At 69.9% G+C, this 15,085-nt stretch carries 9 protein-coding genes, 1 tRNA gene and 1 pseudogene; 6 read left to right on the top strand and 5 right to left on the bottom strand.

Features of this window, described 5'->3' with window-relative positions; genetic code table 11:
- Nucleotides 1–303: 303 nt before the first annotated feature.
- The 3 genes from RCP38_RS17750 to topA all read left to right on the top strand — a co-directional run bounded on the left by RCP38_RS17750 (nucleotide 304) and on the right by topA (nucleotide 4,157).
- Nucleotides 304–507: a cold-shock protein gene (locus tag RCP38_RS17750; protein ID WP_005138711.1), complete on the top strand. Its 204-nt coding sequence runs from the start codon at nucleotides 304–306 to the stop codon at nucleotides 505–507.
- 101 nt (nucleotides 508–608) lie between these two features.
- On the top strand, nucleotides 609–1,220 hold the full coding sequence (locus RCP38_RS17745; protein WP_308474228.1) for a hypothetical protein: 612 nt from the start codon (nucleotides 609–611) through the stop codon (nucleotides 1,218–1,220).
- Nucleotides 1,221–1,334: 114 nt separating this feature from the next.
- Nucleotides 1,335–4,157 carry a type I DNA topoisomerase gene (topA, locus tag RCP38_RS17740; RefSeq protein WP_308474227.1) on the top strand — a complete coding sequence of 941 codons (2,823 nt, stop codon included), beginning with the start codon at nucleotides 1,335–1,337 and terminating at the stop codon, nucleotides 4,155–4,157.
- A gap of 1 nt (nucleotide 4,158) precedes the next feature.
- On the opposite strand, the gene RCP38_RS17735 is transcribed toward topA, so the two are convergent.
- On the bottom strand, nucleotides 4,159–5,832 hold the full coding sequence (locus RCP38_RS17735; RefSeq protein WP_308477396.1) for an adenylate/guanylate cyclase domain-containing protein: 1,674 nt from the start codon (nucleotides 5,830–5,832) through the stop codon (nucleotides 4,159–4,161).
- An 18-nt stretch (nucleotides 5,833–5,850) separates the two neighbouring features.
- Between RCP38_RS17735 and RCP38_RS17730 the strand changes: the two genes are divergently transcribed.
- From RCP38_RS17730 to RCP38_RS17720, 3 genes and pseudogenes are all read left to right on the top strand, one after another.
- Entirely contained in the window at nucleotides 5,851–7,077 is a 1,227-nt protein-coding gene (locus RCP38_RS17730; RefSeq protein WP_308474226.1) for a DNA polymerase III subunit delta', read from the top strand.
- A gap of 29 nt (nucleotides 7,078–7,106) precedes the next feature.
- Nucleotides 7,107–7,182: transfer RNA gene (locus RCP38_RS17725), tRNA-Thr, on the top strand.
- A gap of 192 nt (nucleotides 7,183–7,374) precedes the next feature.
- A pseudogene (locus RCP38_RS17720) lies at nucleotides 7,375–8,136 on the top strand (class I SAM-dependent methyltransferase); the annotation flags it as partial.
- Between the two features lie 7 nt (nucleotides 8,137–8,143).
- On the opposite strand, the gene epsC reads toward RCP38_RS17720, so the two are convergent.
- The 4 genes from epsC to RCP38_RS17700 form a co-directional block, all read right to left on the bottom strand.
- Nucleotides 8,144–8,728, bottom strand: coding sequence for a serine O-acetyltransferase EpsC (gene epsC / locus RCP38_RS17715; protein WP_308474225.1), 585 nt, complete (start codon nucleotides 8,726–8,728; stop codon nucleotides 8,144–8,146).
- A gap of 7 nt (nucleotides 8,729–8,735) precedes the next feature.
- Nucleotides 8,736–9,671: a cysteine synthase A gene (gene cysK, locus RCP38_RS17710; RefSeq protein ID WP_308474224.1), complete on the bottom strand. Its 936-nt coding sequence runs from the start codon at nucleotides 9,669–9,671 to the stop codon at nucleotides 8,736–8,738.
- A gap of 121 nt (nucleotides 9,672–9,792) precedes the next feature.
- The gene (locus tag RCP38_RS17705) at nucleotides 9,793–11,139 is read right to left on the bottom strand and encodes a M1 family metallopeptidase (RefSeq protein ID WP_308474223.1); all 1,347 of its coding nucleotides are present in this window, start codon (nucleotides 11,137–11,139) and stop codon (nucleotides 9,793–9,795) included.
- Nucleotides 11,136–15,056 carry a Pls/PosA family non-ribosomal peptide synthetase gene (locus RCP38_RS17700; RefSeq protein ID WP_308474222.1) on the bottom strand — a complete coding sequence of 1,307 codons (3,921 nt, stop codon included), beginning with the start codon at nucleotides 15,054–15,056 and terminating at the stop codon, nucleotides 11,136–11,138. Before RCP38_RS17700 ends, RCP38_RS17705 begins: the two co-directional genes overlap by 4 nt.
- Nucleotides 15,057–15,085 lie beyond the last annotated feature (29 nt).

Raw genomic sequence — 15,085 nt, 5'->3', positions numbered from 1 at the left:
CTCGATTGCCCGCTCGGAATGTCCGCGGAAGTATTGTTCACTCTTTGGCCGAGATTTCGGCACCGCAGTCTGTCCTCGGCGCGATGAACATGGTTGACTGATGGGCGGTCGTAGCTTCTGTGTTCGTGTTAAGCCTTCGCAGGATCTGTGGTTGCGGCCGCAATGCCCGCGGGGAGCGGCGGTGGTAGCACCGACCGACCGCCAGGGGTACGGCGGTTGGAACAGGCCCGGGGCAGCGAAAATCGGTGCCCCGACCAACGGTGTGCACTACACCGGGCAAGAAGAGTAAGGAAAGATCGACAAATGCCACAGGGAACTGTGAAGTGGTTCAACGCAGAAAAGGGCTTCGGCTTCATTGCGCCTGAAGACGGGTCGGCGGACGTGTTTGTCCACTACACGGAGATCCAGGGGTCCGGCTTTCGCACCCTCGAGGAAAACCAGCGCGTGGAGTTCGAGGTCGGGCAGAGCCCCAAGGGTCCGCAGGCCACGGGCGTTCGCGCCGTCTAAGCAACTGGATTCGACGACACCCCCCGCGCAGCTCCCAGCAACGGAGCGCTGCCGGGGGGTTTCGTTTCGGACGGGGCCGACACCGGCTTACTGTCGGTGACGTGAGCCAGCTTTCCTTCTTCTCGGCGGATTCGGTGCCGCCCGGCGTCACCGACCTGACCGGGGTGCTGGCCGGTCCCGGCCAGATCGTCGTAGTGGGCGACGGGGCGCGGCTATCCGTTGTGGTCGACGCCCCGTGGCGGGCGGTGGCGCTGGCCGAATTGATCGGTGCGGCCGGTCTGCAGGCCGAAGTCACCCGCACCGAGGAGGACACTCCGCTGGTGCGCACCGCGGTCGATGCCCGGCTGCGTGCGCTGGCCGCCGACTGGACCCGTGGCGCGGTCAAGACGGTGCCGCCGCAATGGCAGCCCGGCCCGCGGGAACTTCGGGCCTGGACGCTGGCCGCGGGATCGGTCGAGGCGGACCGGTACCTGCTCGGACTGGACCCGCATGCACCGGATACCTTCGCTCCGCTGGCGTCGGCGCTGACGCGCGTCGGGATCGCGCCCACCCTGATCGGCTCCCGCGGCGGCCACCCGGCGTTGCGGATCACCGGCCGGCGTAGGTTGTCGCGACTGGTCGAGAACATCGGGGAATCACCGGCCGATCCCGAGGCGTTGAGCCAGTGGCCGCGTGTCGGAGCGACCATCCCGGGGCAGCGGGATGAACTTTGAGAGAATTCAGCGCTGAACGCCGGTTTGCATCGGCACGACGGTGAGTGTGAGATTGTCAGTTGTCCACCGGTGGCGTGACCCGGCGGTTCGGACAGAAGTGGAGTGGAAGCGCAGTTGGCTGACCCCAAGACGGTGAGCGCCCGCAATGGCGATACGACACCCGTGCGGCGGCTCGTCATAGTCGAGTCGCCCACCAAGGCACGAAAAATTGCCGGTTACCTGGGCAGAAACTACGTCGTCGAGTCTTCTCGAGGCCACATCCGGGACCTTCCCCGCAACGCCGCCGACGTGCCGGCGAAATACAAGACGGAAGCCTGGGCGCGCCTGGGCGTCAACGTCGACGCCGACTTCGAGCCGCTCTACATCGTCAGCCCCGACAAGAAGAGCACGGTCACCGAGCTCAAGGGGCTGCTCAAGGACGTCGACGAGCTCTATCTGGCCACCGATGGTGACCGGGAAGGCGAGGCGATCGCCTGGCATCTGCTGGAGACGCTGAAGCCCCGCGTCCCGGTCAAGCGGATGGTGTTCCACGAGATCACCGAACCGGCGATCCGGGCCGCCGCCGAGAACCCGCGCGACCTGGACATCGACCTGGTGGACGCGCAGGAGACCCGGCGCATCCTGGACCGGTTGTACGGCTACGAGGTCTCACCGGTGCTGTGGAAGAAGGTCGCGCCGAAACTGTCGGCCGGCCGGGTCCAGTCGGTGGCCACCCGGATCATCGTGGACCGCGAACGCGAGCGGATGGCGTTCCGCAGCGCCTCCTACTGGGACGTGATGGCCCAGCTCGACGCCAGCGTCTCCGACCCGACGGCATCGCCGCCCACCTTCGGGGCCCGGCTGGTCTCGGTGGACAACCTGCGGGTGGCCACCGGCCGGGACTTCGATTCGCTGGGCACATTGAAGAAGCCGGCCGAGGTGACCGTGCTCGACGAGGCCGCGGCCACCGCGCTGGCGTCCGGGCTGCGGGGTGCGTCGCTGTCGGTGACCTCGGTGGAGGAGAAGCCCTACACCCGGCGGCCCTACGCCCCCTTCATGACCTCGACGCTGCAGCAGGAAGCCGGCCGCAAACTGCGGTTCTCCGCCGAGCGGACGATGAGCATCGCCCAGCGGCTGTATGAGAACGGCTACATCACCTACATGCGTACCGACTCGACGACGTTGTCGGCCAGCGCTATCGATGCCGCCCGGAACCAGGCCCGGCAGCTCTACGGCGAGGAGTACGTCTCGCCGTCGCCGCGGCAGTACACCCGCAAGGTCAAGAACGCCCAGGAGGCGCACGAGGCCATCCGGCCCGCCGGCGAGACGTTCGCCACCCCCGATGCGGTGCGCAACGAGTTGGGCAGCGACGAGTTCCGGCTCTACGAGCTGATCTGGCAGCGCACCGTCGCCTCGCAGATGGCCGACGCCCGCGGCACCACCTTGAGCCTGCGGATCGGCGGCGACTCCGACGGCCGGCAGGTGACGTTCGCCGCCAGCGGCCGCACCATCGTCTTCCCCGGATTCCTCAAGGCCTACGTGGAGACCGTCGACGAACTGGCCGGCGGCGAGGCCGACGACGCCGAGCGCCGGTTGCCGCAGCTGACCCAGGGCCAGCGGGTGGACGCCGCCGAGGCCACCCCGGACGGGCACTCCACCAACCCGCCGGCCCGCTACACCGAGGCCTCGCTGGTCAAGTCGCTCGAAGAGCTGGGGATCGGGCGGCCCTCGACCTACTCCTCGATCATCAAGACCATCCAGGACCGCGGCTACGTCTACAAGAAGGGCAGCGCGCTGGTCCCGACGTGGGTGGCGTTCGCGGTCATCGGACTGCTCGAACGGCACTTCGGCCGGTTGGTGGACTACGACTTCACCGCGGCCATGGAGGACGAACTCGACGGGATCGCCGCCGGACGCCAGCGTCGCAGCGACTGGCTGCACAACTTCTACTTCGGCGGCGAGCACGGGGTGGAGGGCTCCATCTCGCGGGCCGGCGGTCTGAAGAAGCTGGTCGGGGTCAACCTGGAGGGCATCGACGCCCGGGAGATCAACTCGATCAAGCTGTTCGACGACGCCGAAGGCCGGCCGGTCTACGTGCGGGTGGGCAAGAACGGCCCCTACCTGGAACGCATGGTCGCCGGCGACGACGGTGAGCCGACCCCGCAGCGGGCCAACCTCGACGATTCGCTGCCGCCGGACGAGCTGACCCTCGCACTGGCCGAGGAACGCTTCGCCACTCCGCAGGAGGGCCGCCCGCTGGGTGTGGACCCGGCCACCGGGCACGAGATCGTCGCCAAGGACGGCCGGTACGGCCCGTACGTCACCGAGGTCCTGCCGCCGCCGCCCGACGACGAGTCGGGCAGCACGGCCAAGAAGGGCAAGAAGCCGACCGGGCCGAAGCCGCGCACCGGTTCGCTGTTGCGCAGCATGGACCTGCAGACCATCACGCTCGACGACGCGCTGAAACTGCTGTCGCTGCCACGGGTGGTGGGCCTGGACCCGGAATCCGGTGACGAGATCACCGCGCAGAACGGCCGCTACGGGCCCTACCTGAAGCGCGGCACCGATTCCCGGTCGCTGGCCACCGAGGAGCAGATCTTCGAGATCACCCTCGAAGAGGCGCTGAAGATCTACGCCGAGCCCAAGCGTCGCGGTCGGCAGGCCGCGGCCGCCCCGCCGTTGCGGGAGTTGGGCACCGACCCGGCCAGCGGCAAGCCGATGGTGATCAAGGACGGCCGGTTCGGCCCGTACGTCACCGACGGTGAGACCAACGCCAGCCTGCGCAAGGGCGACGAGGTCGCGACGATCACCGACGAGCGGGCCTCCGAGCTGCTGGCCGACCGGCGGGCACGCGGGCCGGTCAAGAAGGCCGCGAAGAAGACCGCCGCCAAGAAGGCCACCGCTCGTAAGGCCCCGGCGAAGAAGGCCGCCGCCAAGAAGGCCGCCAAGAAGGCCTGAGTCAGTCCGCCGCGGCGGGTTCGACGCCGTCGGTGGCCAGGATGTCCAGTGTCGCCAGGTTCAGCGGCCGGGCCAGCTGGGTGGGCACGGTGCGGCCGCGGAGTTCGACGATCTCGCCGACCTCCCAGCACAGGGCCTCGGCGTCCACGGCGCCGCTGACCGCCACCGCCGAGGCCAGCACGTGGCCGTCCTCCATCTTGGCCAGTTCGGTCAGCCGGGCGGCCTCGTTGACCGGGTCGCCGATCACGGTGTATTCGAAGCGGGCGCGGGCACCGATGTGGCCGGCGATCGCCCGCCCGGCCGACACCCCGATGCCGAACTCTTCGGAACCCAGGACCGGCAGCAGGCCGTCGTGCAGTTCGCGGGCCGCCGCCAATGCCGCGCTCGAGGAGTCCGGATGCTCGATGGGTGCACCGAAGATGGCCAGGGCCGCATCGCCCTGGAACTTGTTGACGAATCCGCCGTGTCGCCCGACGGCCTCGACCACCACCCGGAAGAAGTCGTTGAGCAGGCCGACGACCTCGCTGGGCGGCCGGGTGGCGGCCAGCTGGGTGGAACCGACCAGGTCGATGAAGAGCACCGCCACGTCGCGTTCCTGCCCGCCGAGCTCGGTACCGCGCTCCAGGGCCCGCCGCGCCACGTCCTCACCGACGTAGCGGCCGAACAGGTCGCGCAGCCGCTGCCGCTCGGCCAGATCCCGCACCATGTCGTTGAACCCGGCCTGCAGCAGGCCGAGTTCGCTGGCGTCGTAGATCTGCATGTGCGCGTTGTAGTTACCGCGCTGCACCTCGCCGAGTGCCCAGCGCAGCTGACGCAGCGGGTCGGCGATCGACATCGACACCAGCACGGTGCCGGCCAGCCCGATGAACAGCGCGGCCAGTGCCATCAGCAGGATCGGGGTGAACAGCTTGTCGGGGGAGGCGTTGAGCAGCGCCGCCTTGCCGGCCAGCACCGACAGGATAATGGCCAGCACCGGGACACCGGTGGACAGCAGCCAGGTCAGCAGTTGCCGCAGGATGACCCCGGGGGCTCGCAGCTTCTCCGGGGTTCCGTCGCGCAGGGCGGCGACGGCGACCGGCCGCAGCACCCGCTCGGCCTGCAGGTAGCCGATGATCGCGGTGGCGGCGGCACCCAACGCGGTAGCGGTGACCACCACCGGGACCACGTTGTGGACCACCTGCCAGCTGATGGCCACGAACACCACACCGCCGACGGTCCAGTAACAGATGCTGATCAGCGAGCGGTAGAACGGCATCCGTAGCGCCCGGGAGCGCGCCAACTCGGTGGCCGCGGGGTCCGAGCCCGGCCCGTTCTCCAGGTCGGCGAGCAGCGCTTCCCTGCGCTGCCAGCGGAACACCGGCATCAGCAATGCGGTGCTGAGCGAGAAGCCGACGACGAACAGCACCAGCAGGACGAGGGCGAAGATCACCAGGCTGTTGCGCGGCAGGTCCTGCAGGTTGATCCGGTCCTCGTCGGGCAGGCCGAACCGCAGGAAACCGAAGACGAACAGCGCGCCGATGATGTCGGCTTGCAGCATGCTCAGCGAGAAGACCGGCCAGGGCGTGTGCAGCACCCAGCGGACGAATCGGTTGATCCGTCTGACCAGGGACGTAGTGCTCACCAGCACACCGTATCCGGCGCGACCGCAAAGCCGGAGTCCGAATGTCCGGTCCAGCCGTTACTGTGACCGATGATGTCCGGGGTTTTCGCACGATTGGTGGGCCAGCAGACGGTCGAAGCCGAGCTGACGGCCGCCGCACGCGCGTCCCGGCATGATTCGGCTCACAGTGCGATGACATCGGGTGCGATGTCACACGCCTGGCTGATCACCGGCCCGCCGGGATCGGGGCGGTCGATCGCGGCGGTCTGCTTCGCCGCGGCGCTGCAGTGCACCACCGACGAGGCCGACGGCGGGCCCGGCTGCGGCTGGTGCCGGGCCTGCACGACGACGATGGCCGGCACCCACGCCGACGTGCGCCGGGTGGTGCCCGAAGGACTGTCCATCGGGGTGGGTGAGATGCGGGCCATCGTGCAGGCCGCCTCCCGGCGCCCCGGCACCGGCCGGTGGCAGATCGTGGTGGTCGAGGACGCCGACCGGCTCACCGAGGGTGCGGCCAATGCGCTGCTGAAGGTCGTCGAGGAGCCGCCGCCGTCGACGGTGTTCCTGCTGTGCGCTCCGTCGGTGGACCCCGAAGACATCGCGATCACCCTGCGCTCCCGGTGTCGGCACGTGGCGCTGGTGACGCCGTCGCCGGCGGCGATCGCCCAGGTGTTGATCGACAACGACGGACTGGACGCCCAGACCGCCGACTGGGCTGCGGCGATCAGCGGTGGGCACGTGGGGCGGGCCCGGCGGCTGGCCACCGACGCCGAAGCGCGGCGCCGCCGCCAGCGGGCGGTGGGGTTGGCGCACGACGCGGCCAGTCCGGCGAAGGCGTTCGCCGCGGTCGACGAACTGGTGGCCGCGGCCGACTCCGAGGCCAAGGACCTGACCGCCGAGCGCTCCGAGATCGAGACCGAGGAACTGCGCACCGCGCTGGGGGCCGGCGGTACCGGCAAGGGCACCGCGGGGACGCTGCGCGGCACCGCCGGGATGATCAAGGATCTGGAGCGTCGGCAGAAGTCCCGGGAGAAGCGGGCGTCGCGGGACGCGCTGGACCGTGCGCTGATCGACCTGGCCACCTACTTCCGCGATGCGCTGCTGGTCGCCACGGGTTCGGGCGGGGTGGCCCGGCCCAACCATCCCGACATGGCCGATTCGGTGGCCGTGACCGCGGCGCAGGCCTCACCGGACGGGTTGTTGCGCTGCATCGAGGCGGTGCTGGAATGCCGTGAGGCGCTGGCGGCCAATGTGAAGGCCCGCTTCGCGGTCGGAGCGATGGTGGCCACCATTGGACAGGCACTGCGAAACGACCTGTAGACTGACTCGGCCCGGCTTCGGTCGGGCACGCCACCTTAGCTCAGTCGGTAGAGCAATTCACTCGTAATGAATAGGTCAGGAGTTCGATTCTCCTAGGTGGCTCCATCGCCCGGTGTTTTTCCTTCCGCGAACGTGCGTGTCTGTACCACGACACGCCGCGTCTGCCGTCATTCTGTGCACGTTCGTCGCGCTTGCCCGCCACCGTCGCGCGGCACCCACCTTAACGACAATGATTTTCACTAAAGGGTCGTTCGCGCTACCCTGACCCCGATGGTCCCCGACGCCAAACCGCCGCACGTCTCAGCGCTGTTCGGCTATATCGCATCCCTGCACGGCGACCGGCCCTGGGGCAGCATGCTCGATGCCGGCGCCGGCGTGAAGTCGCTGCAATGGATCCGGACGTTGCCGACCGACAGTTGGACGGCGATCACCGCGGCACCCGGCATGGCCGACTCGGTACGTGCCGCGCTGGGCGAGGCGATCCGGCCGCAAGACCGGTTGTTGGTGGGTAATTGGATCGACGACGACCTGCTGGCCGGCGAAACCTTCGACACCGTACTGGTCGACTACCTCGTCGGCGCCATCGAGGGTTTTGCCCCGTACTGGCAGGACCGGGCATTCGAAAGGCTTCGTCCCCTGGTCGCCGACGACGGCCGGCTCTACGTCACCGGCCTGGAACCCTATGTCCCGTACCGACCCGAGACCGAAAGCGGCCGCATCATCTGGGAGATCGGCCGGGTCCGCGACGCGTGTCTGTTGTTGGCCGGTGAGCGGCCGTATCGGGAGTACCCCCTGGAATGGATGCTGCGGCACCTCGAACAGGCGGGCTTCGAGGTGGTGGAGAGCCGGCGTTTCCCGATCCGCTACGGCCCGCGCCACATCAACGGCCAACTCGACATGTGCCGAAGAAGGCTGCAGCGCTTCGGCTCTACCGACCTCGCCGGCTCGATGCTCCGCTATGTCGAAGAACTACGGCTGCGGGCGCTGGCGGTCTACTTCCGCGAAGCCGGCCTGCGACACGGCCACGACTACGTCATCGCCGCCCGGCCGCGGTCCTGAGCAACCCTCAGATGTACATCGCCGGGTCGATGTAGCTGGTCGGGTCCACCAGCGGCTCGCGCTGCTTGGCGGTGCGGTGCCGCACCGCGGCCGGAATGCCGGTGGCGATGCAGTCCGCCGGAACATTCTGGGTGACAACGGCATTGGCGCCGATGGCACTGCCGTCGCCGACGGTGATGGGGCCCAGCACCTTTGCGCCGGCGCCGACGGTGACTCCGTTGCCGATCGTCGGGTGCCGCTTGCCGTGGTCCAGTGACCGCCCGCCCAGCGTCACCCCGTGATAGACCATCACGTCGTCGCCGATCTCGGTGGTCTCACCGATCACCACACCCATCCCGTGGTCGATGAAGAACCGCCGGCCGATGGTGGCACCCGGGTGGATCTCCACGCCGGTGGCGAACCGGGTGGCCTGTGCCAGTACCCGGGCCACCCCGCGCAGCGCCGGCCGTGCCCACAGTCGGTGTGCGACGCGATGCGACCAGATGGCGTGCAGGCCCGAATAGACCAGTGCGTTCTCCAGATCGCCCCGGGCGGCCGGGTCGTGATTGCGCGCGTTGCGCAGATCCTCGCGCAGCGTCGAGAGGATACCCATGCGGCGGCTATCCCCGGATGTGCTCGAACAGTGCGGTCGAGATGTAGCGCTCGCCGAAGTCCGGGATCACCACCACGATCAGCTTCCCGGCGTTCTCGGGGCGTTTGGCCAACTCCAGGGCCGCCCAGACGTTGGCGCCCGCGGAGATCCCGCCGAGGATGCCCTCCTCGGTGCCCAATGCGCGGGCCACCCGGATGGCGTCTTCGAACTGGGCGTCGATGATCTCGTCGTAGCAGTCCCGGTCGAGCACCTCGGGCACGAAGTTGGCGCCCAGGCCCTGGATCTTGTGCGGACCGGGGTCGGCGCCGTGCAGGATCGCCGAATCCTTCGGTTCCACGCCCACGATCCGCACGCCGGGCTTGTGCGCCTTGAGGGCGTGCGCCACACCGGTCAGGGTGCCGCCGGTGCCGATACCGGCGACGAAGATGTCCACTGCGCCGTCGGTGTCGGCCCAGATCTCCTCGCCGGTGGTCTGCTGGTGGATGGCCGGGTTCGCCGGGTTGGCGAACTGGTCTGCCGACAGCGCGTTGTCGGTGTCGGCGACGATCTGGCGGGCCTTGGCCACCGCACCGGCCATGCCCTCGGAGCCCGGCGTCAGCACGATCTCCGCGCCGTAGGCCCGCAGCATCACCCGCCGCTCGGTGGACATGGTGTCGGGCATGGTCAGGATCACCTTGTAGCCGCGCGCCGCGCCGACCATCGCCAGCGCGATACCGGTGTTTCCGCTGGTGGCCTCGACGATGGTGCCGCCCGGGCGCAACTGGCCGGATTTCTCGGCGGCGTCGATGATCGCGACGCCGATCCGGTCCTTGACGCTGTTGGCCGGGTTGTAGAACTCGAGTTTGGCCGCGACCTGCGCGCCCAAGCCCTCGGTCAGCCGGTTCAGCCGCACCAGGGGGGTGTGCCCGATCAGTTCGGTGACGTTGTCGTAGATCCTGCCCATCAATCGACCTTTCCTACCGTCTCGGGCGGGGCGTGATGCAGCGCGTGTTGCGCGGTGACGTCGGCGATCATGTTGCTACTACCCTGCCACGACGCGCTGCTCTGCACACCGATAGGTCCGCCTAATCCAGTGCGGGCAGCGCGGTCGAGTACAGCCAGGCCTGCCACAACGGCTGCAGGGACTCGCCTGTGTAGCCGGCGGCCAGCGCGGTGAAGTCCTCGGTGCCGGCGTTGCTGTGGCGATGACGCGACGTCCAGTCGCGCAGCAGTGCGAAGAAGGCGTCGTCGCCCAACCGGCCGCGCAGCACGTGCAGGGTGATCGCGCCGCGCTTGTAGACCCGGTCGTCGAACATGTCGGCCGGCCCGGGATCGGCCAACAGCAGATCCTGGGGCAGACCGGCGAGCCGCTGGTGGTAGCGGCGCGCCAGTTCATCGGCGCTCGGGCCGCCGGAATGCTGTGACCACAGCCATTCCGCGTAGCAGGCGAACCCCTCGTGCAGCCAGATGTCACTCCAGCGCCGCAGGGTCACACTGTTGCCGAACCACTGGTGTGCCAACTCGTGGGCGATCAGCCTGGTCGATCGGCCGGTGCCGTCGCAGTGGTTGGCGCCGAAGATCGAAATCCCCTGTGCCTCCAGGGGTATCTCCAGGTTGTCGTCGGTGATCGCCACGGTGTACCCGGCGGCCAACGGGTAGGGGCCGAACAGCCGCACGAACAATTCCATCATCTGCGCCTGATCGGCGAAGTCCCGGTCGAATTCATCGGTCAGTCGGGCGGGCAGCACCGCCTGGATGGGCACCGCCGACCCGGGCACCCGACGCGACTCGTACCGGCCGATCTGCAGGGTGACCAGATAGGTCGGGGTGGGTTCGGGCTGTTCGTAGACCCAGGTGGTGCGTGACGCCCGGGTCCGCCGCGACACCAGTTCGCCGTTGGCCAGGGCGTAGTACGGGCTGTCGGTGCTGAGCTCGATACGGTAGCTGGCCTTGGCGTAGGGATGGTCGTCGCAGGGGAACCACGACGGTGCGCCGTTCGGTTGACCCGACACCAGCGCCCCGTCGGTCAGCTCCTCGAAACCCACCTCGCCCCACAGTGTTTCGCTGGGGCGCGGTGACCCCGAGTAGCGGATCGCGATCACCAGCGCAGCGCCGGGGGGCACCTCGGCGGCCAGCGTGATCCGCAGCTTGTCCGCGGTGGTGGCGAACCGCGTCGGCGGGCGGCCGTTGACCCAGACCTTGGCGACCGACAGGGTGCCGGCGAGATCCAGGGTGAGCTGACGCAGTGCGGTCACCGTGACCGCGGTGATGGTCGCCGTGCCCGACAGCCGGTTGCTGCTGACCTTGTATTCCAGGGCCAACTCGTAGCGCGAGACCCGGTAACCGGTGTTGCCGCTGCCCGGCAGATACGGGTCGACGACGGGCACGGACTCCACGGCCGCTTTCGCCGGCGCCTTGGTGGGTTTGCTCACGCCGCGGGCTCCTGACTCGATGAGGCCGAGGCCCGGCGCTTCTTGCCCGGCACCGGCCACGGCGCGATCGGGTTGCCCTGCCAGCGGGTTCCCGCGGGCACCTCGTCGCCCCGCATCACCAGCGAGGCCGGCCCGACGGTGGCGCCGGTGCCCAGCCGGGACGCCGGCAGCGCCACGCAGTTGGGCCCCAGGGTGGTGCCCGCCTCGAGGGTGACGGTGTCCATCTGCATGATCCGGTCGTGGAACAGGTGGGTCTGCACCACGCAGCCGCGGTTGACGGTCGCGCCGTCGGCCAGCGTCACCAGGTCGGCTTCGGGTAGCCAGTACGTCTCGCACCACACGCCCCGGCCGATGTCGGCACCCAGGGCCCGCAGCCACAGGTTCATCACCGGCGTGCCGGTGGCCGCCCGGGCGAACCAGGGTGCGGCCACGGTCTCGACGAAGGTGTCGGCGACTTCGTTGCGCCACACGAACGACGACCACAGCGGGCGTTCGGTGGCCCGGATCCGTCCTACCGCAAGCCATTTCGCCAGCACCGCGATGCCGCCGGCCACCGCGCCCGCAGCCAGCAGCGCCACGCCGCTCGCCAGTGCCGTGAGGCCGTAGCCGAACCGTGTCGCCCCCCACTGCAATGCGGCCAGCACCGAGATCCCGATCGCGAAAGTCACCATGACCGGGATCAACCGGAACGTCTCCATGACCCCGCGCATCACCTTCAGCCGCAGCGGGGGCTGGAAGGTCCGCTCGGCGTCGAGGTCGGCCGCCTTGCGCCGCAGCCGCACCGGCGGGCTGCCCAGCCACGACGAACCGTTCTTGGCTTTGCGTGGCGCGGTGGACAACACCGCGACCAAGGCGTTGTCCGGCACCCGCCGGCCCGGCTGGGTGATCCCGGAATTGCCCAGGAACGCGCGTTTGCCGATGGTCGCCGGTGCGACGTGGATCCAGCCGCCGCCCAGTTCGTAGGAGGCCACCATGGTGTCATCGGCCAAAAAGGCGCCGTCGGCGATCTCGGTGTATTTCGGGATCAGCAGTGCCGTCGAGATCTCGGTGCCCCGCCCGACCTTCGCGCCCAGCAGCCGAAGCCACCACGGGGTGATCAGGCTGGCGTACACCGGGAACAGGTAGTCGCGTGCGGCGTCCATCAGCCGTTCGGTGGCCCACAGCTGCCAGCCCACCCGACTGCGCACCGGGTGGTAGCCGTCGCGCAGCCCGATCGACAGCAACCGCACCCCGAGCACGGTCAACGCCGCATAGCAGGCCATCGCGACCAGCGCCGCCGGCGCGACGGCCAATGCCGCCGGCAGCAATGCCTCGGCCAGGGTCGCGCAGTCGCGCACCGCCCAGCCCACCACCGCCAGGCCCGCACTCAGTGCCGCCAGCGGCAGGCCGGCGAGCAGCAGCGAAGTCACGCCGTAGATGACCGCCCACACCGGGCGGGGCGGCGGTCGGTGATCCGGCCAGGGGTGGCGTGCCTTACCGGTTTTCGTCGCCGGTGAGCCGGTCCAGTACTGCCCCTTCTTCACCTCGCCGACCACCCCGGAGCCGGGTGCGACGTCGGCGTCCTTGCCCACCGAAGCGCCCGGCAGCAGCGTGGTGCGGGCACCGATGGTGGCGTCGTTGCCGACCTCGATCCGGCCGACGTGGAACTCGTCGCCGTCGATCCAGTGCCCGCTCAGGTCCACCTCCGGTTCGATCGAGCAGCGGTGGCCCAGCGTCAGCATGCCGGTCACCGGCGGGGCGGAGTGCAGATCCACGCCCTGCCCGATCTTGTTACCCAGCGCCCGCGCATAGTACACCAGCCACGGCGCTCCGGACAGATTCTCGGCGCCGCTGGCGGTGGCCAACCGCTCGGCGATCCAAACCCGCAGATGCTCGGGGCCACCCCGGCGGTAGGTGCCCGGTTGCAGACCGGACAGCAGCGCGCGCGCACTCAACGCCGCGATGCCCATCCGCCCCAGCGGGGTGACGAACAGGACGAACGCCGCGATCACCCACCACCAGTCGAGCCGCACCAGCCAGGGCAACGGATGCACGGTGGCCACCGTGTTGTTGATCAGCGCCAGCCAGGTCACCCACTGCAGTCCGGTCAACGTGGCCAGCGGCACCGACAACGCCACCTGCGCGGCCTGCATCAGCCGCGGGGTGGGTGCGACCGTCCGGGAGGCGGCCGGCGCGTCGGGGTCGCTGCAGCCCATGTCGTCGAGGAACGCGGCCAGCGAACCCAGCCGGGGCCGGTCGTAGAGCTGGGCGACGGTGGTCTGCGGGTAGCGCGTCCGCAACACGGCCACCAGTTGCGCGGCCTGCAGCGATCCGCCGCCCAGGGCGAAGAAGTCGGCCTGCTCGTCATCGACCGGGGCGCCCAGCACATCACGCCAGAGCCCGGCCAGCCAGCCCAGCGTGCTGTCCGGGCCGTCGCCGGCCAGTCCCGGTCCGCCCGGTTCGGGCCCCACCGGCCACGGCAGTGCATCCCGGTCCACCTTGCCCGAGGTGCGGGTGGGCAGCTCGTCGACCAGCACCAGCCGGGGGACCAGCGCGGCGGGCAGGCGCCGGCCCAACTCGGTGCGGGCCGCCGCCAGATCGAAATCCGGGTCGGCACTGACCAGATAGCCGACCAGCAGCGGGGATCCGCCGGCGCTGGTGCGCACCGCGGCGGCGCCGCCGCTCACCCCGGGTAGGGTCACCAGCGCGGTGTCGACCTCGCCGAGCTCGATGCGCCGGCCGCCGACCTTGACCTGATCGTCGGCGCGACCGCAGAACAGCAGCCCGTCGGGTTCCAGCCGGACCAGGTCCCCGCTGCGGTAGGCCCGCGGCCAGTCCAGTTCGGGCAGCGGCGCGTACTTCTCGGCATCCCGGTCGGGGTCCAGGTAGCGGCCCAGGCCGACGCCGCCGATCACCAGCTCGCCGACCTCGCCGACCTCGACCGGTGTGCCGTCGGCGCCGAGTACCGCCAGGTCCCAGCCCAACAGCGGCAGCCCGATCCGAACCGGGCCGGTGCCGTCGAGTTGCGCCGCGCAGGCCACCACGGTGGCCTCGGTGGGGCCGTAGGTGTTCCAGACTTCGCGGCCGTCGACCGCCAGGCGGGCCGCCAACTCCGGCGGGCAGGCCTCGCCGCCGAAGATCAGCAACCGGACCGCTTCGAGCGCCTCGGCGGGCCACAACGCGGCCAGGGTGGGCACCGTGGACACCACGGTCACGTCGCGGGCCACCAGCCACGGGCCCAGGTCCATGCCGCTGCGCACCAGCGACCGCGGTGCCGGCACCAGGCAGGCGCCGTAGCGCCAGGCCAGCCACATCTCCTCGCAGGATGCGTCGAACGCGACCGACAGCCCGGCCAGCACCCGGTCGCCGGGCCCGATCGGGTTGTCCTGCAAGAACAATTGCGCTTCGGCGTCGACGAAGGCCGCCGCATTGCGGTGGGTGATCGCCACCCCCTTGGGGGTGCCGGTGGAGCCGGAGGTGAAGATGATCCAGGCGTCGTCGGTGGTCGCCGGCGCCGTCGCCCGCCAGCCGCGCGACGCGCCGGGGCCCCGGGTCAACCCCCGCTCGGTGATCACCGCGGCGACCTGCGCCTCGGTGAAGACCAGCTCGGCGCGTTCGGCAGGATCGTCGGCGTCCACCGGCACGTAGGCCGCGCCCGCGGCCAGCACCGACAGGATCGCCACATACAGCGCGTAGTTGCCCGACGGCATCCGGATGCCGATCCGGTCGCCGCGGCCCAGCCCGCGGGCGGCCAGCCAGGCCACGCTGTCGTCGATGTCCTCGATCAGTTCCGCGTAGGTCAGCACCACGGTGCCGTCGTCGATGGCCGGCGCATCCGGGTAGCGGGCGGCGGTCTCGTGCAGGATGTCGATCAGGGTGCGCGGCTGTGCGGCTGAGGAGCCACGCAGATACTGCGCGGGGACTTGCGGTGAGGGCACGACTGTAGAACGTACCGAGCGCGGATCGG

Origin of the sequence: Mycolicibacter sp. MU0083 (assembly GCF_963378075.1) — a bacterium.
In the GTDB taxonomy this organism is placed as follows: Bacteria; Actinomycetota; Actinomycetes; order Mycobacteriales; family Mycobacteriaceae; genus Mycobacterium; species Mycobacterium kokjensenii.
This window is presented reverse-complemented; position numbering and strand designations above follow the sequence as displayed.